At 68.3% G+C, this 22,380-nt stretch carries 21 protein-coding genes; 17 read left to right on the top strand and 4 right to left on the bottom strand.

The features are described from left to right. The first annotated feature begins 10 nt into the window (after positions 1-10). The 4 genes from cysC to ACWPXE_RS14825 all read left to right on the top strand — a co-directional run bounded on the left by cysC (position 11) and on the right by ACWPXE_RS14825 (position 4,641). Complete coding sequence (gene cysC, locus ACWPXE_RS14840; RefSeq protein WP_051140279.1) at positions 11-1,885, top strand: adenylyl-sulfate kinase; 1,875 nt, start codon at positions 11-13, stop codon at positions 1,883-1,885. Positions 1,886-2,084: 199 nt separating this feature from the next. Then, a complete protein-coding gene (locus ACWPXE_RS14835) occupies positions 2,085-3,116 on the top strand; it encodes an ABC transporter substrate-binding protein (protein ID WP_454018442.1) in 1,032 nt (343 codons plus the stop codon). 5 nt (positions 3,117-3,121) lie between these two features. Beyond that, complete coding sequence (locus tag ACWPXE_RS14830; RefSeq protein ID WP_035674628.1) at positions 3,122-3,886, top strand: ABC transporter permease; 765 nt, start codon at positions 3,122-3,124, stop codon at positions 3,884-3,886. A gap of 26 nt (positions 3,887-3,912) precedes the next feature. Then, on the top strand, positions 3,913-4,641 hold the full coding sequence (locus tag ACWPXE_RS14825; protein ID WP_454018441.1) for an ABC transporter ATP-binding protein: 729 nt from the start codon (positions 3,913-3,915) through the stop codon (positions 4,639-4,641). Between the two features lie 125 nt (positions 4,642-4,766). Here ACWPXE_RS14825 and ACWPXE_RS14820 read toward each other — a convergent pair whose 3' ends face one another. The 3 genes from ACWPXE_RS14820 to ACWPXE_RS14810 form a co-directional block, all read right to left on the bottom strand. After that, the gene (locus ACWPXE_RS14820) at positions 4,767-5,051 is read right to left on the bottom strand and encodes a DUF1488 family protein (RefSeq protein ID WP_038527656.1); all 285 of its coding nucleotides are present in this window, start codon (positions 5,049-5,051) and stop codon (positions 4,767-4,769) included. Positions 5,052-5,074: 23 nt separating this feature from the next. After that, complete coding sequence (locus tag ACWPXE_RS14815) at positions 5,075-5,707, bottom strand: DUF6134 family protein (RefSeq protein WP_454018440.1); 633 nt, start codon at positions 5,705-5,707, stop codon at positions 5,075-5,077. Between the two features lie 76 nt (positions 5,708-5,783). Beyond that, the gene (locus tag ACWPXE_RS14810) at positions 5,784-6,092 is read right to left on the bottom strand and encodes an SCP2 sterol-binding domain-containing protein (RefSeq protein ID WP_454018439.1); all 309 of its coding nucleotides are present in this window, start codon (positions 6,090-6,092) and stop codon (positions 5,784-5,786) included. Positions 6,093-6,324: 232 nt separating this feature from the next. On the opposite strand from ACWPXE_RS14810, the gene ACWPXE_RS14805 reads away from it, so the two are divergent. The 9 genes from ACWPXE_RS14805 (at position 6,325) to ACWPXE_RS14765 (ending at position 16,333) form a co-directional block, all read left to right on the top strand. After that, positions 6,325-8,043, top strand: coding sequence for a long-chain-fatty-acid--CoA ligase (locus tag ACWPXE_RS14805; RefSeq protein ID WP_454018438.1), 1,719 nt, complete (start codon positions 6,325-6,327; stop codon positions 8,041-8,043). 137 nt (positions 8,044-8,180) lie between these two features. Next, complete coding sequence (locus ACWPXE_RS14800) at positions 8,181-8,573, top strand: MerR family transcriptional regulator (protein ID WP_094302185.1); 393 nt, start codon at positions 8,181-8,183, stop codon at positions 8,571-8,573. Positions 8,574-8,619: 46 nt separating this feature from the next. Next, positions 8,620-9,132, top strand: coding sequence for a thioesterase family protein (locus tag ACWPXE_RS14795; RefSeq protein ID WP_454018437.1), 513 nt, complete (start codon positions 8,620-8,622; stop codon positions 9,130-9,132). 75 nt (positions 9,133-9,207) lie between these two features. After that, positions 9,208-10,080 carry a VOC family protein gene (locus ACWPXE_RS14790; RefSeq protein WP_454018436.1) on the top strand — a complete coding sequence of 291 codons (873 nt, stop codon included), beginning with the start codon at positions 9,208-9,210 and terminating at the stop codon, positions 10,078-10,080. A 133-nt stretch (positions 10,081-10,213) separates the two neighbouring features. Continuing rightward, positions 10,214-11,449 (top strand): MFS transporter, encoded by a 1,236-nt coding sequence (locus ACWPXE_RS14785; protein WP_454018435.1) that lies wholly within the window; start codon positions 10,214-10,216, stop codon positions 11,447-11,449. A gap of 100 nt (positions 11,450-11,549) precedes the next feature. Further along, a complete protein-coding gene (locus tag ACWPXE_RS14780; RefSeq protein ID WP_454018434.1) occupies positions 11,550-12,113 on the top strand; it encodes a 1,2-dihydroxy-3-keto-5-methylthiopentene dioxygenase in 564 nt (187 codons plus the stop codon). A gap of 129 nt (positions 12,114-12,242) precedes the next feature. Beyond that, complete coding sequence (locus ACWPXE_RS14775) at positions 12,243-13,067, top strand: hemerythrin domain-containing protein (protein ID WP_454018433.1); 825 nt, start codon at positions 12,243-12,245, stop codon at positions 13,065-13,067. A gap of 432 nt (positions 13,068-13,499) precedes the next feature. Continuing rightward, complete coding sequence (locus tag ACWPXE_RS14770) at positions 13,500-14,774, top strand: type III PLP-dependent enzyme (protein ID WP_454018432.1); 1,275 nt, start codon at positions 13,500-13,502, stop codon at positions 14,772-14,774. Between the two features lie 140 nt (positions 14,775-14,914). Then, positions 14,915-16,333, top strand: coding sequence for a homospermidine synthase (locus ACWPXE_RS14765; RefSeq protein ID WP_454018431.1), 1,419 nt, complete (start codon positions 14,915-14,917; stop codon positions 16,331-16,333). Positions 16,334-16,405: 72 nt separating this feature from the next. Here the strand turns inward: ACWPXE_RS14765 and cbiB are convergent, their stop codons facing one another. Continuing rightward, entirely contained in the window at positions 16,406-17,368 is a 963-nt protein-coding gene (cbiB, locus tag ACWPXE_RS14760) for an adenosylcobinamide-phosphate synthase CbiB (RefSeq protein WP_454018430.1), read from the bottom strand. 35 nt (positions 17,369-17,403) lie between these two features. On the opposite strand from cbiB, the gene cobD reads away from it, so the two are divergent. The 4 genes from cobD (at position 17,404) to ACWPXE_RS14740 (ending at position 22,330) form a co-directional block, all read left to right on the top strand. Beyond that, the gene (cobD, locus tag ACWPXE_RS14755; RefSeq protein WP_454018429.1) at positions 17,404-18,471 is read left to right on the top strand and encodes a threonine-phosphate decarboxylase CobD; all 1,068 of its coding nucleotides are present in this window, start codon (positions 17,404-17,406) and stop codon (positions 18,469-18,471) included. Between the two features lie 188 nt (positions 18,472-18,659). Beyond that, a complete protein-coding gene (locus ACWPXE_RS14750; protein WP_454018428.1) occupies positions 18,660-20,228 on the top strand; it encodes a diguanylate cyclase in 1,569 nt (522 codons plus the stop codon). 268 nt (positions 20,229-20,496) lie between these two features. Next, positions 20,497-21,048 carry a PAS domain-containing protein gene (locus ACWPXE_RS14745; protein ID WP_454018427.1) on the top strand — a complete coding sequence of 184 codons (552 nt, stop codon included), beginning with the start codon at positions 20,497-20,499 and terminating at the stop codon, positions 21,046-21,048. Then, positions 21,023-22,330, top strand: coding sequence for a methyl-accepting chemotaxis protein (locus ACWPXE_RS14740; RefSeq protein WP_454018426.1), 1,308 nt, complete (start codon positions 21,023-21,025; stop codon positions 22,328-22,330). Before ACWPXE_RS14745 ends, ACWPXE_RS14740 begins: the two co-directional genes overlap by 26 nt. Positions 22,331-22,380 lie beyond the last annotated feature (50 nt).

Here is a 22,380-nt window from a genome sequence, read left to right as displayed (position 1 = left end):
GATTGGGACCATGGACATCCGGAACGAACTGAACGGCCAGCTCCGCATCGTCATCGTCGGCCATGTCGACCACGGCAAGTCGACGCTGATCGGGCGCCTGCTGAACGACACCGGCAGCCTGCCCGACGGCAAGGTGGAGCAGGTCCACGAGATGAGCCGCAAGCGCGGCATGCCCTTCGAGTGGGCCTTCGTGATGGACGCGCTCCAGGCCGAGCGCGACCAGGGCATCACCATCGACACCACGCAGATCCATTTCAAGACGGAGCAGCGCCCCTACGTCATCATCGACGCGCCGGGCCACACCGAGTTCCTGAAGAACATGGTGACCGGCGCTTCGCAGGCCGACGCCGCCCTGCTGGTGATCGACGCCGCCGAAGGCGCGCTGGAGCAGTCGCGCCGCCACGCCTTCCTGCTGCATCTGCTGGGCGTGCGGCAGGTGGCGGTGGCGGTCAACAAGATGGACCGCGTCGACTTCGACCAGTACCGGTTCGAGGCGGTGTCGCAGGAGATCCGCGCCTATCTGGCGGAACTCGGCCTGCACACCTCCACGGTGATCCCGATCGCGGCGCGCCATGGCGACAACATCGTCACCCGCTCCGACAAGGCGCCCTGGTACGAGGGGCCGACCGTGGTGGAGGCGCTGGATGCCTTCCGCCCGCAGCAGGCGCCGACCGAACTGCCGCTGCGCTTCCCGCTCCAGGACGTCTACAAGCCCGACGACCGCCGCATCCTGGCCGGCCGCATCGAGAGCGGGCGCCTGCGCGTCGGCGACACGCTGCGCTTCTCGCCGACCGGCGCCACCGCCACGGTGGTCAGCATCGAGGGGTGGAACCACAGCCAGCCCATCGTCGCCGCCCAGGCCGGGCAGAGCATCGGCATCACGCTGGACAAGCGCATCTTCGCCGAGCGCGGCCATGTCGCGCACCATGAGGAGGGCGCGCCGCACGTCACCCACCGGCTGGGCGTCCGCGCCTTCTGGCTGACCTCGGAGCCGCTGGCGGTCGGCAAGACCTACACGCTGAAGATCACGACGGGCGAGCACCGCGTGACGGTGGAGAGCATCACCGCCGTCATCGACATCGAGGACCTGTCGAGCACCCCGGCCAAGGCGGTCCATCGCAACGAGGTGGCCGAGGTCGTCCTGCGCTCCCGCTCGCCGATCGCCGTCGACCTCGCGTCGGCTCTGTCGCGCACCGGGCGCGGCGTGCTGATCGACGGTCACGACGTGGTCGGCGGCTGCATCGTCGTCGAGGTGGACGAAGGCCCTGCCGCCTCGGCCAACACGACCGAGGTCTCACACGCCGTCACGGCGGACGAGCGCAACGCCGCCAACGGCCACAAGGGCGGCGTCCTCTGGCTGACCGGCCTGTCCGGCGCCGGCAAGTCCACGCTGGCGATGGCGCTGGAGCGCGCGCTGTTCGACCGCGGCTGGCAGGTCTTCGTTCTGGACGGCGACAACGTCCGCAACGGACTGAACGCCGGGCTGGGCTTCTCGGCGGAGGACCGGGCGGAGAACATCCGGCGCGTCGCCGAGACGGCCAAACTGTTCGCCGACGCTGGCGTTCTCGTCATCGCGTCGCTGATCTCGCCGCTCCAGGCCGACCGGGCGCGGGCGCGGGCCATCGGCGGCGAGCGCTTCCACGAGGTCTATGTGGCCGCCGACCTCGCCACCTGCGAATCGCGCGACCCCAAGGGTCTGTACCGCCGGGCGCGCGCCGGGGAGATCCCGGACTTCACCGGCGTCTCCGCCCCCTACGAGGCCCCGGAGTCGGCGGAGCTGACCATCGACACCGGCGCGGTCACCCCGGTGGAGGCGCTGGGCGAACTGCTCGACTATGTGGACGGCGCGTTCGGCCGGAACGCCCTGAAGCGCGACCGGGTGTAACGGCTCCCCTCTTCGTTCCGGAAAAAAAAAGCCCCTTCGCGTCGCTGCGAAGGGGTTTTCCTATGGTGGAATGGATTTCACATTACGAAACGCAACATGTGAAATCAGGCATTTCATCATTCAATAATGTGTAATTCGCTCTTCCTTCCGATAGGAGATGTGCTAAATAGGCGGGCAATTTCCTGCGAGGATGGATCCCATGACCGCCCTGACCCGACGCTCCGCAATGCTGGCCGTGGCCGCCGTCGCCTCCCTGGCCGCTCTCACGCCCGGCGCGGCCCGCGCCGCCGATCCGGTGAAGCTGGAGGTCGGCTACATTCCCATCCTTGCCGCCGCGCCGCTGTTCATCCTGGAAGGGGAAGGCTGGGCGCGTGAGGCGGGCATCGACCTGAAGCTGACCAAGTTCGAATCCGGCCCGCACGCGATCCAGGCGATGGCCGCCGGCAAGATCGACCTGCTCTACGCCGGCGTCGCTCCGGTCCTGGTCGCCCGCTCGAAGGGCGCGGACGTGTCGGTGATCGCCAACTCGGCGGTCGAGGAGATGGTCGTCGCCAGCCGGGGCGAGTTCGCCAAGGCGCTGGGCGGCAAGGCCACCGCGGACTCGATCGCGAAATTCGTCGCCGACAGCGGCCGCAAGGTCAAGATCGGCACGCAGCCGCCGGGCTCGGTACCGGACACCGTGCTGCGCCACTGGCTGTTCAAGGTGGTGAAGGCCGACCCGGCGAACGTGGAGATCATCTCCATGGGCATCGAGAAGACCCAGCAGGCGCTGCTGGCCGGCGCCCTCGACGCCGCGACGATCCGCGAGCCGACGGTGACCGTGACCCAGAAGGTCGACCCGAACGTCGGCCTGCTCGCCACCGGCGCGGAGATGTTCCCGAACCAGCCCGGCACCGTCATCGCGGTCCGCGGCCCGGTCGCCAAGGAGCATGGCGAGGCGCTGACCCGCCTGCTCAAGGCGCACATCCGCGCCGTCGATCAGATCGCCAAGGACCCGGCCCGCTCCGCCACGGTCGCCAACGAGTATCTCGGCAAGGGCCTGATGGAGCCGGCCACGCTGGAGGCCGCCTTCCGTTCGCCGGGCTCCAAGTTCCTCGCCGACCCGCACGGCGTCGTCCCGGCGGTCGAGCAGATGATGGCCTACGCCAAGGAGATCGGCTCCGCCGAGGGCACCATCCCGGTGGCGGAGGCCTTCGACTTCCGCTTCTACGACGCGGCCGCCGCGAAGTAAGCGCGATGCGTCAACCGCTGAAGCTCCACAGCTCCATCGCCCTGTCGGCGCTCGGCGTCGGCGCTTTCCTGCTCGCCTGGGAAGCGCTGGCGCGCAGCGGCGTCGTGCCCGCCGGGCTTTTGCCGTCGCCCAGCGCGGTGCCCGGCGCCTTCCTGGCGGAGTTCCGGTCCGGCACCTGGCAGGCGATGGTCTTCGCCAGCCTGTCGCACTACCTGTCGGGGCTGGCGCTCGGCACCGTCCTCGGCATCACCTTCGGCACCGCGGCGGCGACCTGGGGCATCTGGGACGCCTTCCAGGCCTGGGTGGTGCGCATGCTGCGCCCCATCCCGTCCATCGCCTGGATTCCCTTCGCGATCATCTGGTTCGGCGTCAGCAAGTCGGCGGCGACCTTCCTGATCGCGCTGACGGTCTTCTGGATCAACTACTACGCTACCTACAGCGCGGTGCGCGGGGTGGACAAGGACCTGATCGAACTCGGCCACGCCTTCGGGCAGGGCGGGCTGATCCCGCGCCTGTTCAAGATCGTCCTGCCCGGCGCGTTGCCGGGCATCCTGTCCGGCGTGCGCGCCGGGCTGGGGCAGGGCTGGATGACGGTGGTGGCGGCGGAGCTGTTCGGCATCTCCGGCCTGGGCGCGCGCATGTCCGACGCCTCCGGCCTGCTCGCCACGCACATCGTCGTGCTCTACATGGTCACCATCGCGGCGCTCTACGGTGTGTGCGACTTCCTGTTCATGCAGGTTCAGCAGCGGGTGCTCGCATGGCAAAAGTGAACGGCCCTAATGGGAACGGCTCTGCTGTGATCGATTTGAAGGGCGTCGCCATCGGCTACGGCGCCGTGGCTCCGCCGGTCCTGGTGGACGTCGACCTGTCCATCGAGCGCGGCAGCTTCGTCGCCATCGTCGGGCCGTCCGGCGTCGGCAAGTCGACCCTGCTGCGCGTCGTCGCCGGGCTGCACACGGCGCGCGCCGGTGCCGTCACCATCCACGAGACGAAGAAGCCGGGCCACCGTCCGGTCAGCCTCGTCTTCCAGGACGCCCGCCTGCTGCCCTGGCGGCGGGTCGCCAAGAACGTCCGCTTCGGCCTGGAGGGACTGCCGATCTCCACCGCCGAGCGGGAGGAGCGGGTGGCCGCCGCGCTGCGCCTCGTCCGGCTGGACGATTACGGGCGGCGCTGGCCTTACGAGCTGTCGGGCGGCCAGCGCCAGCGCGTCGGCATCGCCCGCGCCCTGGCCGTCGACCCCGACATCCTGCTGATGGACGAGCCGTTCGGCGCGCTCGACGCCATCACGCGGCACGGCCTTCAGGACGAGCTGCTGCGCATTCACCGCGAGACCGGCAAAACCGTGCTGTTCGTCACGCACGACCTGGAGGAGGCGGTGCATCTCGCCGACCGCATCATCGTGCTGGGCGGCAGCCCGGCGCGCATCGTCCAGGACGTCCGCAACGAGCCGGGCCGCGAGAGCGGAGGCTTCCGCGAGCAGGTGGAGCAGCTGCGGTCGGGGATCGCGGACAATTACAGCATTTGAGGGTGTTGAACCGGGCCCCCACCCAACCCTCCCCGCTTCGCAGGGGAGGGCTTTTCTCCCTCCCCCTGCGAAGCGGGGGAGGTCGGGAGGGGGGGCGACGCGACCACTCAAATTTCGATGGCCTCCTACGGCGCCACCCGCCGCACGTCCCGTGCCGTCAGATGGACGTTCGCATCCGGGTCCAGCTTGCGGTCCATGATGCGGGCCTCCACCGCTTTGTCGAAGACCGGGCGGTTCAGGCAGACATACTGAAGCGCCTCGTCCGGCTTTGGCAGATGGCCGGCGAGGGTTTGCAAGGCGCGGCGCGGGACGAAGACCCGCCCGTGATACTCCCCGACCTCCACCGCGAACTCCACGGCGTCGGCCTCCTCGTTCCAGGACGGGTCATCGGGGAACACGAACAGCGGCATCACACCCTCACGCAGAACACATCTCAGTCCAGGATGTAGGTAACATCGTAGCCGCTGCGCTTGAAGCGGGTCTTGAGCAGCGTGCCCCGCGCGTCGAACCACAGGTCGCGCTCCACGTCGCCGGAGATGCGGTGATGCTGCGCCGGCACCGCTCGTCCGCCGACGGTCAGCGTGTCGGTGCCGACGAGGTCGGTGCGCACGTTGTATGGTTTGCCGTCGATGACCGAGAGCAGGGTGGGGCGCTTCAGCACCTCCGGGGTCCACAGCGTCAGGGGCAGGATGTCGGCGCCGGTCTGTCCGGCCTTGCCGTCCACCGTGACGGTGTAACCGCCGCTGGTACGCATCATCCGGATGGCGTGAGGCGTGCCGTCGTCGTCGGTCTGGGCGCTCATGGAGTCGAGCGTCCCGCCCTTCCAGACCTCTTCCCGCTTGTGATCGTAGCGGAAGTTGATGAACAGCACCTTCACCTGCGTCGAAGCGGTGACGGCGACCTTGGTCACGTCGCCCTGGGCCTCCAGCCGGACGGTTTCGCTGCCCACCGGATCGTCGCCCATCAGAATCCGGTAGGTCAGCGTGCGCGGCTCGGCAGCCTGGACCGCGGCCGTGGACAACAGCAGGCCGGCGACCGCCAGCGCCGCGCGCAGGGCGTGCGTCATGGATGTTCCTCCCTGTGTTCGTGATGCGGCGGCTTATGGTGCCGCCGTCCGGTTTCCGTCGCTCAGTCGCAGGTGCTCAGTCGTCGAGAAGCTGCGCCAGCTTCATGGCGACGCCCATCGAGCCGTCCACCTTCAGCTTGCCCATGGTGAAGGCCAGCATCGGGTTCAGCCGCCCGTCCATCAGCTTCTTCAGGTTCTCGGCAGAGATGCGGATGGTGCAGTCGGGATCGGCGTCCCCGGTGTCCTCCCGCGCGATGGCGACGGGCGTCTCGCGGGCGTTGACCCGCACCGCCTCGCCGTCCTCCAGCGCGAAGCGGACGTCGGCCTTCAGGCTGCGGAAGCTGGTGGAGCGGGACTGGAGTTCGCGCAGGATGTCCTCAACCATGGATCAGTCTCTCTCCCCTGGATTCGTGTTTGTCGGACCTTGACAGTAGGCAAAGTTTACGTTTACGTCAACGTCATAACCAAAAGGTTTCCGGCGCCTCAACGATCCGGGAACCATCAAATCAATCGAGGGGAGTGAAACCATGCAGACCGCCGCGCCCGGACTCCGAAAGCCGCGCACCGCCTTCCGCCGTCGCTTGTCCTGACCCGCCGCGCAGCCGGGAGGATCGGAAATGACCGAGAATCTTGCGCGCCGGAGCAGCATCGGCGACGACAGGCCGGCCCATCCCTGGCTGGCGCATTACCCCGAGGGCATCGCCTGGGACCAGCCGATCGCCGTGATGCCGCTGGCCGAGCTGTTCGAGGAGGCCGCCCGCCGCTACGCCAACCGTCCGTGCCTGGACTTCCTCGGCCGCCGCTACCGCTACGCGGAGGTGCTGGGGCTGGTGAACCGGGCGGCCAAGGGCTTCGCGGCGATGGGGGTGAAGCCGGGGGTGCGGGTGGGGCTGTGCCTGCCGAACACGCCGACCTACGTGATCGCCTATTTCGCGATCCTGAAGGCCGGCGGCACGGTGGTGAACTACAACCCGCTCTATGTCGAGCGGGAGCTGGAGCACCAGATCGAGGATTCCGGGACCGAGATCATGGTCACGCTCGATCTGAAGCAGATCCACTCGCGCATCGAGGCGATGCTGGACCGCACGCGGCTGAAGACGGTGGTCGTCTGCCGCATGGCCTCCATCTTGCCCCCGGTGAAGAGCGTGCTGTTCCGCGTCCTGAAGCGCAGCGAACTGGCGAGCATCCCGCAGGACGGGCGGCATGTGGATTTCGACGCGCTGCTGGCCAACGACGGAGTGATGCCGCCGGTGCGGCTGGACCCGCGGCGCGACGTGGCGGTGCTGCAATACACCGGCGGGACCACCGGCGTGCCCAAGGGGGCGATGCTGACCCACGCCAACCTCGTGGCCAACGCGCGGCAGGTGCAGGCTTGGTTCCCCGGCATGGCGCTGGGGGAGGAGCGGATGCTCGCCGTCCTGCCCTTCTTCCACGTCTTCGCCATGACGGTGATCCTGAACATGGGGCTGGCGGCGGGGGCGGAGCTGGTCATGCTGCCGCGCTTCGACACGCTGCAGGTGCTGAAGACCATCGCGCGGCGCAAGCCCACGCTGCTGCCCGGCGTGCCGACCATGTACAAGGCGTTGCTGAGCCATCCCGACGTGGCGCGCCACCCGATGCGGTCGATCCGCTACTGCATCTCCGGCGGGGCGCCGCTGCCGATGGAGCTGAAACGGCAGTTCGAGGAGGCCACCGGCTGCGTGCTGGTCGAGGGCTACGGCCTCAGCGAGGCTTCGCCGGTCTGTGCCTGCAACCCGCTGAGCGGGGTCAACAAGGAGGGCTCCATCGGCCTGCCTCTGCCCGGCATCATGGTGCAGATCCGCGCGCTGGACGATCCCGACCGCGTGTTGCCGCCCGGTGAGAAGGGGCAGGTCGTGCTGTCCGGCCCCAACGTCATGACCGGCTACTGGAACAAGGACGAGGAGAGCCGGCGCACCATCGTCGGCGGCTGGCTGTTCACCGGCGACGTCGGGGTGATGGACGAGGACGGCTACGTCTTCCTGCTCGACCGGCTGAAGGAGCTGATCATCTGCGGCGGCTACAACGTCTATCCGCGCATGATCGAGGAGGCCATCTACCAGCACCCCGACGTGGTGGCCGTCTGCGTCATCGGCGTCCCCGACGACTACCGCGGCCAGAGCCCGAAGGCCTTCGTGCAGCTCAAGCCCGGAGCCAGCCTGGCCGCGGAGCGGTTGAAGGATTTCCTGCGCGACAAGATCTCACGGATCGAGATGCCGAAGCTGATCGAGTTCCGCGCCGAGCTGCCCAAGACGGCCGTCGGCAAGCTGTCGAAGAAGGAGTTGATTGCGGAAAGCTTGCAGAAGTCGGAGGGATGACCAGGGAAAGGGCGCTCGGCTTTGTCACGCCGTGGTGTGTGTGGTAGGAACGGAGACGCCGTCCGGCGGCGTGGAGCGAGCAGCCTTCGTTCCCCACGCCGCCGCGGCGCGACGTGACGGAAGGCGTGCCCCCCACCATGGAACAGCTCTACACGGTGAATCAGTTGGCGGAGGAACTGGGCATCACGCCGCGTGCCCTCCGCTTCTACGAAGTGAAGGGGCTGCTGTCGCCCAACCGCCTGGGCAACAACCGCGTCTACACCAAGCGCGACCGCGCCCGGCTGAAGCTGATCCTGCGGGGCAAGCGGCTGGGCTTCTCGCTGGCGGAGATCCGCGAGTATCTCGACCTTTACAACGTTGATGGCGGGGTGGAGCAGTTGAAGGTTCTGCAGAAGCGCATCGACGCGCGGCTGAAGGACCTTGAGCAGCAGCGCCAGGACCTGGAGGCGACCGTGGGCGAGCTGCGGGAGATCGAGGCCCAGGTGCAGGCCGCGCTGGACGAGCGCGGGTTGGCGTCCAAGAGCGCGTGAGCCCGTGCGGTCCCGTCCGCCCGGCCGGGCCGGAGGGGATAGGGTTATGAATTTGCTGTTCCGCCTGATCGCCGTCATCGTGGCCGCTCTGACCGGACGGCCGGTGGGGTTCCTGGAACCGGCACGGCTGCGCTTCCGGGTGTGGCCGACCGATCTCGACCTCAACATGCACATGACCAACGCCCGCTATTTCAGCGTCATGGACTTGGGGCGCGTCGATCTGATGCTGCGCTCCGGCATGGGGCGGTCGATCCTGCGCCACCGTTGGCAACCGGTGATCGGCGCCGCCAACCTGCGCTTCCGCCGCCCGCTGGCGCCCTTCCAGCGCTTCGAGCTGACGACCCGCGTGCTGTGCTGGGACGACAAGTATTTCTTCATCGAGCACCGGTTGGAGACCGCCACGGGCACGGCAGCGCTGGCCGTGGTGCAGGGCGCCTTCGTGGCGCGCGGCGCCGTGGTCGCCCCGGCGGAGATTCTGGCGATCCACGGCGAGCACCGGGACTCGCCGCCCATGCCGGACGTTGTTGCCGCGTGGCGCGAGCGACCGCTTGCGCCCTGACCCTTGCGTTGCGCCGCCCCCTTGCACTATGGCTGGCCGGACGCGAAAAGCCGGCAAAGCGGAAGGGCAAGGGTCATGGGCGCACACGGAATCAACGGCATCGACCATCTCGTCATCGTCGTCCGCGATCTGGAGAAGGCGCAGGACGCCTATCGCCGCATGGGCTTCACCATCTCGCCGAAGGGCCGGCATGGCGAACTGAAGTCGGCCAACCACACCATGATGTTCGGGGCCGGCGACTATCTGGAACTGCTCGCCATCGAACAGCCGCACCCCTTCACCGCCTTTTTCAGCGACGTTCTGAAAACCCGCGAGGGCATCGCGGCGGCAGCGCTGAAGACCGACGACGCGCGGGCGGCGCAACGCCTCCTGGTCGAGGCCGGCTATCCGGCGGGCAAGCCGGTGGAGTTCGGCCGCCCCGTCGAACTGCCGGGCGGCGCGCAGCAGGCGCGCTTCACGACGACCCCGATCGACGGTGTGCCGGAGTGGGGCGGGCGGGTCTTCCTGTGCCAGCACCACACCCCCGAGGTGGTCTGGCGTCCGGAGTTGGTCCAGCACGACAACACGGTGACCGGTCTCGCCGCCCTGGTTGTCGCCGCCGACGATCCCGACGCCACCGCCGCCTCCTACGCCCGGCTGTTCGGCACGGCGGTGGAGACGCGGGGGCCGGCGCGCGTCGTGCCGACCGGCAGCGCTCCCATCGTGGTGGCCGATCCCGCCGCGCTGCATTGGGGATGGACCGGCGACCCGGCGCTGGAGGTTCCGCGCCCCTTCCTGGCCGGAATGGTGCTGACGGTCGCCGACCTGGAACGCGCCCAGCAGGCGCTTCAGAAGAGCAAGTTCCCGACGGTCGTGGGCAACGGGGTGCTGCGCGTGTCGTCCGCCAGCGCCTGCGGCGCCATGCTGGCCTTCGCCAAGGAGTTCGACCTCGGCGCGCTGATCCCCTGAACCCGTCGGACGGCCGGTTGTCATAACGGAATCATATTGCTGCACTGCGTCCGATCCGTTGGACAGGACGCCGTCGCGGGCGCACATTCCCCTCTTGCGTGCATGCTGCAGCGCATCATGGGGACGGACCGACGTGGCGGACGGCGATTTCGGTAGGATTCAGATCGAACCGGCGGGGCAGGGGGCAGCGGCGAATTACCTCGTCGCCGGCACGCCGGCCTACAAGCGGGCGAGCCGCATCCTCTTCGTCGCCGGTTTCTCAACCTTCGCCGCGCTCTACTGCGTGCAGCCGCTGATGCCGGAGTTCACGCGGGAGTTCGGCGTCACCCCGGCACAGTCGAGCCTTGCCCTGTCGGTGTCCACCGGCGTTCTGGCCTTCGCGCTGCTGGTCGCCGGGGCGGTGTCCGACCGGTTCGGCCGCAAGGCGATCATGGCGCTTTCCCTGCTCGCCTCCGGCACGCTGGGCATCAGCGGCGCGATGGCGCCGGACTGGGCCTCGCTGCTGTTGGTGCGGGCGCTGGAAGGGATGGCGCTCAGTGGTCTTCCCGCCGTCGCCATGGCCTATGTGTCGGAGGAGGTGGACCCGCGCTCCGCCGGGGTCACCATGGGCCTGTACATCGGCGGAACGGCGCTGGGTGGCATGTCGGGCCGGGCGCTGACGGCGCTGGTGGCCGATGTCGCGTCCTGGCGCATGGCGATGGGCGTGATCGGCGCGCTGGGAATCGCCGCCGCCGTGGCGGTGTGGTTCGCGCTTCCCACATCGCGCAACTTCCAGCGGCGGCCGGCGGGCGTGCGGGAACTGGCCGGGGCGTGGCGCGGGCACCTAGTGGACCGCGGGCTGCTCGCCCTGTTCGCCATGGGGTTCCTGTCCATGGGGGCCTTCGTCACCGTCTTCAATTACATCGGCTTCCGCCTGCTGGCGCCGCCCTTCGACCTGCGCCCGGCGGCGGTCGGTGCCGTTTTCACGGTTTATCTCTGCGGGGTCGTCAGCTCGCCGCTGTTCGGTGGGCTGGCGGTGCGGCTGGGGCGGGGCAGGGTGCTGGCCGTCGCCGCGGCGATGATGGCGGCCGGTCTGGCGCTGATGACGCCGGACAGCCTGTGGACGATGACGCCGGGCATCGCCCTGTTCACCTTCGCCTTCTTCGGGGTCCACACCATCGCCTCCGGCTGGATCGGGCAGCGGGCGCCGGTCAACCGCGGTCAGGCGTCGGCGATCTATCTGTTCTGCTACTACATGGGCTCCACCATCGCCGGGACGCTGGGCGGCGTCTTCTGGCACGGGTTCGGCTGGGCCGGAGTCGGCGGATTCGTTGGGCTTCTTTTGGGGGTCGGGCTGATCGTGTCGCTGGGGCTGGCGATCCGCCGCTGATTCGTTCATTGCGCGCATACCGAAGTATGGTTTCAACCGTTTCGGTTGCGCCGGGCGCCGCTTCGTCTCATTCTGGGTGCACCTGCACAACGAGGCGACCATGGCCCGTTTGTCCGTCTACAGCGACACCGATCCCACCGTTGCGGAACTCTCGTCCGCCGACCCAGCGCTGGTCACGGCCCATCTGGCGCTGGCCGGCGTGCTGTTCGAGCGCTGGCCGGCGCCCAAGGCCATTCCCGACTCCGCCGACGCCCAGGCGGTGCTGGACGCCTATGCCGGGCCGGTGCTGGCCCTAAAGGAGGCGCGCGGCTTCCAGTCCGCCGACGTGGTGCGGATGCCGCGCGGCCAGCCGGACGCGGCGGCCCGCCGCGCCGCCTTCCTTGCGGAGCACACCCATGACGAGGACGAGGCCCGGTTCTTCGTGCAGGGGAGCGGCGCATTTTACCTGCACATGGACAAGAAGGTGTTCCGCGTCGTGTGCGGGGCCGGCGACCTGCTGAGCATACCGGCGCGGACGAAGCATTGGTTCGACATGGGGCCGGATCCGGAGTTCACCGCCATCCGCTTCTTCACGCGCCCGGACGGCTGGGTGGCCTCCTTCACCGGCGACGTGATCGCCGACCGTTTTCCGAAGTTCGAACCGGAAGCCGGTGCCGTTCCATGACCCGCACGCCATGACCCCGCTGCCGTTACCTTTCGCCGCAGCCGATTGCGGGCGAAAAGCGACGCTGTTACAAGGCCTTCGGTATCGGCCCCCAATCGCTGGCGGCGCGTCACCCGCTTCGGAGGCTCCATGACCACGGATGGCCACACCGTCCCGCGCACGGGCAACGGCTTCATCGACGCGGCCCACAGCTCGCTGATGGACCATGTCGACGCCATCCGCCGCGCGTGCGCGGACGGCGCTTCCCGCGATTCCATGGTTCCCCGTTTCAGCCGATTCGCGGACGAGATGCGCATGCATTTCGACCATGAGGAGGTCATCATCCGCGCCGCCGGATTCACCCGGTGGGAGGAGCACGCCAGCCATCACGCGATGCTGGACCAGCAGTTCGGCCGTCTCATCGACTATGTGCGCGACTGCGATGTGACGTCGGACTTCCTGTGCACGGTGGCGGGCACTCTGGACGCCGCTCTGTGCGGGCACGAGATCCGGCACGACGGGGATTACACAGCGCTGGTGCGCGACGCCTCCCTGGCACCGGAAGGGCGGAGCCTGATCGCCTGGAACAGTGCTTTCGAGGTCGGGGTCGGGCCGCTCGACGCGCAGCACCGCCAACTCGCCGAGCTTATGAACGAGTTGGACGCGATGAGCCGCCAAGGGGCGCCGACCGGCGAACTGCTGGATCTTCTGGGGCTGCTCCACGACCATGTGCACGCTCATTTCGCCATGGAGGAAGGTGTGCTGCGCCGTGTGGCGCCCAGCCGTTTCGTGGCCCACCGCAACCATCATCGGCTGCTGGAGGGGCAGTTCGCCCGCATCCGCCAACAGGTGGAGAGCGGTCGTCTGGACCCCGGCGTGGCGGTGCGGGGATTCCTGCGCTTCTGGTTCATGGACCATGTGCTCGGCTCCGACCGTCCGACCTTCGTCGAGGCGGCGGACGCGGTGCCCCGCTGACCGCCGCCATCGTTCCAATCCCGGGCCGACCCCGGGCCGATCACGCCCTGTCATCAAAAAATCACTTGAATCGCCGGGGAAAAAGCGTAATTCATCGGGGACGACGCACTCGCACGTGCCAATGGCCCTCTGTGGTTATGCAACGACGTACCGCGTCCTTTTTGGCAGAACCGGTCATCAGTGGGCCGGTCCCGAGAGGGAGGTAGGCATGTTGGCTCTCCACGGCAGGGCTCTCAGACGGTAGCCCATAGCCGGACATCGACGCTTTGAACCTGCGGAGCTGTTAGCCCGCTCGTGAGCGTTTGACCCGGCTTTTCTCCGTCGCCTTTCACCACAACCCGAATTCTGGTCCGCGGCTTTGAAGGCCGCGCCGGATTCCTGTCTGTTCGCTGGACCGCCCCGCGCCGGGTGGCCCAGGGTAAGGAGTGCGCCATGGGCTTCATCCGTTCCCGTTCCGCCGTCGCCCCGCTGCGCCGCGGTGTTTCCATCTCCGCCCCGTCCTTCGGCGCTTCGCCGGTGTCGGACCGCCGCACCTCCGTCCATCAGGCGGTGGCGATGGCCCGGCCCGAGGAGCCGATGCACTGCATCCGTCCGGGCGTCCTGGCCGACACCGCGTCCAGCTTCGTGGCCGCTTTCGACGCCGCCGTGTCCGGCGACGTGCTCTACGCCGTGAAGTGCAACCCGGAGCCGGCGGTGCTGCGCGCCCTGTGGGCCGGCGGCGTGCGCCACTTCGACGTGGCTTCGCCGGGCGAGATCCGCCTGATCCGCCAGATGTTCCCGGATGCGGTGCTGCACTACATGCACCCGGTGAAGGGGCGCGAGGCGATCCGCACCGCCTACCAGCAGTACGGCGTGCGCGACTTCGTGCTCGACAGCATGGAGGAGCTTCAGAAGATTCTGGAGGAGACGGGTGACGCCCAGGACCTCGGCCTCGTCGTGCGTCTGGCCCTGCCGAAGGGCAACGCGGTCTACGACCTGTCCGGCAAGTTCGGCGCCCCGGCGACGGAGGCGGTCGAACTGCTCCAGGCCGTGCGCATGGTGGCCCCGAAGGTCGGCGTGTCCTTCCATGTCGGCTCGCAGATGCTCGACCCTTCCGCCTATGAGCGGGCGCTGGAGCTGGCCGGCCGCATCATCGCGGAGTCGGGCGTGATGATCGACGTTCTGGATGTGGGCGGCGGCTTCCCCGTCTCCTATCCGGGCGTCACCCCGCCGCCGCTCGGCGACTTCATGGAGGCCATCGCCCGCGGCGTGTCCAAGCTCGACCTGCCGGTGCATTGCCGCGTCTGGTGCGAGCCGGGCCGCGCGCTGGTGGCGCCGGGCGTGTCGCTGGTCGTGCAGGTGGTGAAGCGCCGCGGCAACGAGCTGTTCATCAACGACGGCGTCTACGGGGCCCTGTCGGACGCCGGGGTTCCCGGCTTCCGCTTCCCGGCCCGCATGATCCGCCCCTTCGCGCCGATGGGCGGCGAGCCGGTGGAGGCCTTCGCCTTCTACGGCCCGACCTGCGACAGCGCGGACCGCATGAACGGCCCATTCCATTTGCCGGCCGACATCCGCGCCGGCGACTGGATCGAGCTGGGCCAGTTGGGGGCCTACGGCTCCTGCCTGCGCACCGCCTTCAACGGGTTCGACCAGGCCCGCGTGGTCGAGGTTTCGGACGCGCCGCTGCTGGAAACGCCCGGCTACGTCCTCAAGAGCTGCGTGGCATAAGTCCCGCATCGCGGGAAAGCTGTGGATATCCCTAAAAAATCACCGTAAACCATCGTTGGTCCGCCACCCTCCGCCTTTGCAAGAGGCGCGAGGGTGACGGGCTGTATTTCTGTCACGCCAACCACGGGGGACCGTCTTAGATGACCCTGGACACCAAGCACATCACCTTCACCGGCCGCATGGTCATTGTCGGCTTCGGATCGATTGGCCAGGGAGTGTTGCCCCTGATTTTGCGCCACATCGGAATCACGAAGGACCAGATCACCATCGTCACCGCCGAGGAACGCGGTCATGCCGAGGCGGATGAGCTTGGCGTCAAATTCATCAACCTGCCGCTGACGAGGGAGAACCACGTCCAGGTGCTGGAGCCCATGCTGGGCAAGGGCGATTTCCTGGTCAACCTGTCGGTGGACGTGTCGTCCGTCGCCCTGTTCGAGTTCTGCCACAAGGTCGGCGCGCTCTACATCGACACCTGCGTCGAGCCGTGGGCCGGCGGTTACACCGACCCGTCCCTGTCGCCGTCGCTGCGCACGAACTACGCCCTGCGTGAGACCGCGCTGTCGCACCGCGCCGCCTATGAGGGCGGACCGACCGCCGTTCTGACCCACGGCGCGAACCCCGGCCTCGTCTCGCATTTCGTGAAGCAGGCGCTGCTCAACGTCGCCGCCGACACCGGCGAATCGACGGAGGTCCCGAAGGACCGCGCCGGCTGGGGCGCCCTGGCCGCCAAGCTGGGCGTCAAGGTGATCCACATCGCCGAGCGCGACACCCAGGTCTCCAACGAGCCGAAGAAGGTGGGCGAGTTCGTCAACACCTGGTCCATCGACGGCTTCGTCGGCGAGGGTTGCCAGCCCACCGAACTCGGCTGGGGCAGCCACGAGAAGCATTTCCCGGCCGATGGCCGCCGCCACGAGTTCGGCTGCGACGCCGCCATCTATCTGATGCGGCCCGGCGCCTCCACCCGCGTGCGCACCTGGACCCCGCTGGAGGGGCCGTTCCACGGCTTCCTCATCACCCACAGCGAGGCGATCTCCATCGCCGACTACTACACCCAGCGCGACGGCAACCACGTCACCTACCGCCCGACCGTGCATTACGCCTATCACCCCTGCGACGACGCGGTGAAGTCGGTGCATGAGCTGGCCGGCAAGAATTGGTACATGCAGCCGAGCCAGCGCCTGATGATGCACGAGATCGTCAGCGGCACCGACGAGCTGGGCGTGCTGCTGATGGGCCACAAGAAGGGCATCTACTGGTTCGGTTCCCGCCTGGGCATCGACGAGGCGCGCGCCCTGGTGCCCTACAACAACGCGACCTCCCTGCAGGTCACGGTGGCGGTTCTGGCCGGCATCGTCTGGGCACTGGAGAATCCCAACCGCGGCATCGTCGAGCCGGACGAGATCGACTTCCAGCGCATCCTGGAGATCGCCAAGCCCTATCTCGGCGAGTTGGTCGGCGCCTATGGCGACTGGACTCCGCTGCAGGACCGCGAGCGCCTGTTCCCCGAGGATGTCGACCACGACGATCCCTGGCAGTTCAAGAACTTTCGGGTCGCCTGAGGCCGGGTCTCCTGAGGCCGGGTCGTTTGAACAGGAAAGGGGCTCTTCGGAGCCCCTTTTCCTTTGGTGCGGTCAGAGCGTCAGCGCCAGCAGCAGTGCGCCGGCCACCAGGGCGATGCAGGCGCGCCGATAGAGGTGAAGGGCGTTGGTGATGTCCTGCGCGGTGGCGGCGGTGCGGCCCGGCCCCATCCAGGCGTCCTCGATCCGAACCTCGCCATAGACCCGTGGCCCGCCGAGCCGGAGGTCGAGGGCTCCGGCCATCGCCGCCTCCGGCCAGCCGGCGTTGGGAGAGCGGTGGCGGTGGGCATCGCGCCGCACCGAACGCCAGGATTCGGCGGCGTCGGCCCCCGCGGTGAAGCGGGCGGCCACCCAGATCAGCAGCGCCGACAGGCGGGAGCCGGGCAGGTTGACCAAGTCGTCCAGCCGCGCCGCGGCCCAGCCGAAAGCCTCGTGCCGGGGCGTGCGGTGCCCGATCATGCTGTCCGCGGTGTTGATCGCCTTGTAGAGCGCGATTCCCGGCAGGCCGCCGACCAGCAGCCAGAAGGCCGGGGCGACCACCCCGTCCGAAAAATTCTCCGACAGGCTTTCGATGGCGGCGCGGCTCACCCCATGCTCGTCCAGGCTCGCCGGGTTGCGGCCGACGATGCGCGACACCGCCTCGCGCGCTGCCTCAAGCCCGCCGTCGCGGAAGGCGGCGGTGACCGCGGCGACATGGTCGTGCAGGCTGCGCTGCGCCAGCAGGGTGGAGGCCAGCGCCGCTTCGAGGAGGCCGCCGAGCGGCAGGTGCCGGCACAATCCGGCCACCGCCGACGCTGCACCGCCCACCACCAGCAGCAGGACGAGCAGAGCCAGCACCCCCGCCGCCTTGCGGACGGCGAAGGAGTCGCGCTCCCGGTTGAGCGCGCGGTCAAGCTGGGCGATAAGCGCCCCGATCCACACCACCGGGTGACGGATTTGGGCGTAGAGTGCGTCCGGATAGCCGGCGGCGGCCTCGATGAGGAGAGCGGCGGCGAGCACGGACGGATGAAGCTCCACGGGATCGAATCCTCTGGGGGAAGGGAAGGGGCGGGATGATGGCGGAATCGGCGGCGGGGTCCAAGAGGATCGTCCATGGGAGAATCGTCCAGGAGAGGATCGCTCAGGGTGAGATCATCCACGGCGGCGACCTCGACGCGGCGCGGGCGGCCTTTCCCGGGGCGCCGGAACCTTGGGTGGACCTGTCCACCGGCATCAACCCCTGGCCTTACCCGCTGCCGCCCATCCCAGCCGAGGCTTGGGCGCGCCTGCCGAGCCGCTCCGCCGAAACCGCGCTGAGAGAGGCCGCAGCGGCCTGTTACGGCGCGCCGTCGCCGGACCGCGTCGCCGCCGCGGGCGGTTCACAGGCGTTGATCCAGACACTGCCGCGGTTGCGACCTCCGGGGACGGTCACCGTTCTGGGGCCGACCTACGCGGAGCACGCCGCGGGCTGGGCCAAGGCCGGACATCGCGTGGCCGAAGTGGAATCGCTGGAGGAATGCGCCGCCGACGTGGTGGTGGTCGTGAACCCGAACAACCCGGACGGCCGCATCGTCCCGCCCGAAACGTTGCTGGCGCTGGCCGATCGGCAGGCGGCGCGGGGCGGTTGGCTGGTGGTGGACGAGGCCTTCGCCGAGGTCGTCCCGGACTGCAGCGTGGCCGCCGAGGCCGGGCGCGCCGGGCTGGTCATCCTGCGCTCCTTCGGGAAGTTCTTCGGGCTGGCCGGGGTGCGGCTCGGCTTCCTGCTCGGCGAGTCGGCCCTGGTCCGGGATGTGCATGCCGCCGCGGGACCTTGGGCGGTGTCGGGTCCGGCGTTGGTGGTCGCCACAGCGGCGCTGTCGGATTCGGCGTGGATCGCCGCCACGCGGCGCCGTCTGGCCGACGCGGCGGCCCGCTTCGACGCCCGGTTGGTGGAGGCCGGGGTGCGCGTCGCCGGAGGCACGTCACTCTTTCGTCTCATAGACGATCCACAGTCTGCCGGGCTTTACAATGAGTTGGGCCGGGCCGGGGTGCTGGTGCGCCGGTTCGACTATCGGCAGGGGTGGCTGAGGCTGGGCCTGCCGGTGGACACGCTGACGGAAGACCGTGTGGCAACGGCGTGCGGAATGTTCAAAAACCGATAGATTTTGCGCTCAGGATAGGCGATCACCACCATAGCGCGACAAGATGGCACACAGGGGCAAAAACGCGCATCGGCTAACGTACTCTTTGTTTGCCCTATCGTGGCGCAAGAATCTTCCATGACGCTGTGGGGGCCATGCTGGATTCGGTTGGTTCAATGAGTTCTTCTGGGGATGCGGAGGAAACCCGTGTGGCGCTGTGGCGTGTGTTCGACACGCTGCCGACGGGGGTCTGCGTCACCACGGACGCAGGAACCATCCTCTACGCCAACCCGGCCCTGCACGGTCTGCTGCGCTACCCTCCCGGTGGCCTGACCGGTCTCGACCTCGCGGCGCTGGAGCCCGACGATGCCAATCTTCCGGCGTTGCCGGACGCGCCGGGGGAACGGCGATTGCGCTGCCAGGATGGCGGAGCCGTCTGGGTGGCTGAGTCGGTCGGTCCAACCACAGGCCCGCTGGGCGAGCGGCAGTCACTGCGCGTCTACACCGATGTCAGCCACCACCGGCAGGCGCAAGCGGCGTTGCGTGACCAGCTCCTGATGAAGGAGGTGCTGTTCGAGACGCTGCCGGTTCCCGTTTTCGTGAAGAACGCGGCCGGCGAGTACACGGACTGCAACGACGCCTTCGAACGCTACACCGGCCTGGAGCGCGGCAGCATCGTCGCCAAGACCGCCTTCGCCGTGATGGACCCGCGCATCGCCAAGGCGCACGCCGACCAGGATCGCGAGCTGACCCTCAATTGGGGCCAGCGCAGCTACGAGGAGGCGGTTCCCTTCGTCGGCGGCACCACCCGCCTGTCCAGCCTGACCAAGGCCGTCTTCTGCGACAGCACCGGAAACCTGGGCGGCATCGTCGGCGTGATCCACGACCTGACCGAGGGGCTGCCCAGCGAGGAGCGGCTTCAAGCGATCCTGGAGCAGAGCCCGATCGGCGTGTCGGTATCGCGCCGCGACGACGGCAAGATCATCTTCGTCAACACCCGCTTCGCCGAACTGATCGGTCTGAAGCGCGAGGATCTGATCGGCCGGCAAGCCCGCGACTATTACCTGGACCGGCACCAGCGCGAGCGGGTGATCGATCGCCTGCGCTCCTTCGGGTCGGTGACCAACATGGAGGTGCAGTTCCGCCGGGCCGACGGATCGTCATTCTGGACGCTGTTCACGGTCAACCAGGCGGTGATCCAGGGCGTTCAGGTGAATCTCGCCTGGATCTACGACTACACCGACCGCCGGAACATGGAAGAGGCGCTGCGGGACATGGCGTCCCGCGATCCGCTGACGGGAATCTACAATCGGCGGTCCTTCATGGAGCTGGCGCGCTCGCAACTGGCCCGCGCCCACCGCTTCAGCGAGCCGATGTCGGTCTTCGTTCTGGACGTGGACCATTTCAAGCGCATCAACGACAGCTACGGCCACGCCACCGGCGACGACGCCCTGCGCATGGTGGCCGGCGGCTGTCAGGCCATCCTGCGCGAATACGACATTCTCGGCCGGCTCGGCGGCGAAGAGTTCGTGGTGGTCCTGCCCGGCGCCAACGCAGAGGAATCCCGCGTGGTCGCGGAACGGGTGCGCCGCCATCTGTCCCGCATGGCCATTCCTGGGCCGGAAGGCCGTTTCCATCTGACCAGCAGCATCGGCATCGCGGCACTGGACGGTTCCTACGACACTCTGGAAAAGGCGATCCACCGGGCCGACCTCGCTCTCTACCGGGCGAAGCGCGAAGGCCGGAATCGTGTCGTGGTCTACGAACCGGGCATGTGATCCACCATCTTCGGGAGAGCATCGATCCAATCCGCTTCGTGGCTTATGCTGTGTTTTCCCTTCGGACTCCGTGTTGTTCGCTCCGATTCAACCGTTTTTGCGCGTGACGCACGTGGTACAATTTGTCGCAGCCGAACGCCGCTCGTTTTTAAAGCCATCCAATTATTACGTACGCTATGAGTCGAGGGCAGAAGATATTACCAACGGTTGGGTTGGTGACCTGTTTGTCAGGTGATTGCGTTCACCGGCGTTTGAAAGGCGGACGGTCATGGCGGTCGGCACGGGCGGCACATACGGTACCCTGACCGGGCAGGAGCGGACCTTTCACCGCGATGAGATCATCGTCTCGAAGACGGATCTCAAGGGGCGCATCACCTACGCCAACGACGTGTTCCTGCGCATCAGCGGCTACAGCGAAGCGGAGCTGCTGGGGCAACCGCACAACATCGTCCGCCATTCCGACATGCCGCGCTGCGTCTACAAGTTGCTGTGGACCCGCATCGAATCCGGAAGCGAAATCTTCGCCTATGTGATCAACCGGGCGAAGGACGGCGACCATTATTGGGTGTTCGCCCATGTCACTCCGGTGTTCGGCAATCCGGACAGCGGAAACGGGCGGACCGTCACCGGCTACCATTCGAGCCGGCGGGTGCCGGCGCGTTCCGCGGTGGACGCGGCGGCGGGCCTCTACGCCGCGCTGCGGGCGGAAGAGGCGCGGCACGCCGACCGGAACGCGGCCATGGCGGCCTCCGGTGCCATGCTGGAAAAACTCCTGCGCGACAAGGGCACGAGCTATGACGAGTTTGTCTTCAGTCTCTAAATCGCTCGCCGCCACCGCTTTGGCCGCCCTGCTGTCGGGGGCACAGGCGGTGTATGGTCTCGCCGCCGGCGACGCCACCGCCGCCCTGCTGGGCCTGCTGGCGGTTCTTCCCTGTCTTGCCGCGATCCGCTGGCTGGTGCTCACCAACCGGACCATCCGGAAGGCCAGCACGGTCATCGCCGCGGCCGAGAAGGGTGACCTTCAGCCACGCATCCTGAACATCCATGGCGCCAGCCCGATCGCGGACATGCTGCGGACCATCAACCGCCTGCTCGACCGCGTCGAATCCTTCGGCAAGGAGGCCAACGCCGCCATGCAGCACGCGGCGGAGGGGCAATACTACCGGCGCATCGTGATGACCGGCATGGTCGGTGAATTCGGCGCCTACGCCCGCCAGATCAACGACGGGCTGGCGGCCATGGACGGCAAGAGCCGCGAGTTCGTCGAGAGCGCGACCCGCATCGGTGCCAACATCAAGGAGGTGGCGCAGAGCCTGTCGGCCAGCGCCGCCCAACTCGAAGCGTCCTCCACGGCCATGACGGCGACCGCCGCCACGGCCAGCGAGCAGTCCTTCTCCGCGGCCTCCGCGGCCGAGCAGGTGTCCTCGAATGTGGACGGCGTGGCCGCGGCGACCGGCGAGGTGTCAGGAGCCATCGGCGAGGTGGCCCAGGGCGTGTCCCGCACCGCCGATCTCGCCCGCAGTTCGGTGGAGAAGGTGCGGGAAGCCGACGCCACCATCCGCTCCCTGCTGGCCGCCTCCGATCAGATCGGCGCTGTGGTGCAACTCATCAACGACATCGCCAGCCAGACCAACCTGCTGGCCCTCAACGCCACGATCGAGGCGGCGCGGGCCGGGGAGGCCGGCAAGGGATTCGCCGTGGTCGCGACAGAGGTGAAGAACCTCGCCAACCAGACCGCCAAGGCGACGGAGGACATCACCGCGCAGATCACCCAGGTCCAGTCGGTGACCCGCGACACGGCGGCGGTGATCCAGCATGTCGGCGGCATGATCCACGACATCGACGAGATCGCGGTGGGCATCGCCGGCGCCGCCGAACAGCAGAGCGCGGCCATCGACGAGATCAGCCGCTCCATCCGCGAGGCGTCGGCCGGCGTGCGCACCGTTGCCGACGCGGTGACCAGCGTGTCTTCCGGCGCGCAGGACGCCAGCGCCGCCGCCAGCCAGGTCCTGTCCTCCGCTGGCGAGTTGGCGCGCCGCGCCGTGACCTTGAACGGCGACATCGACAATTTCGTCGCGCGCGTTTGCGGCGGGCAGCGTTGAGGATCGGCGGTGGGCGCCCCGACGCTGCGTGAGGGTGGTTCCGGGCGTGT

The sequence above is a fragment of the Azospirillum sp. Marseille-Q6669 genome (assembly GCF_965111635.1).
This window is presented reverse-complemented; position numbering and strand designations above follow the sequence as displayed.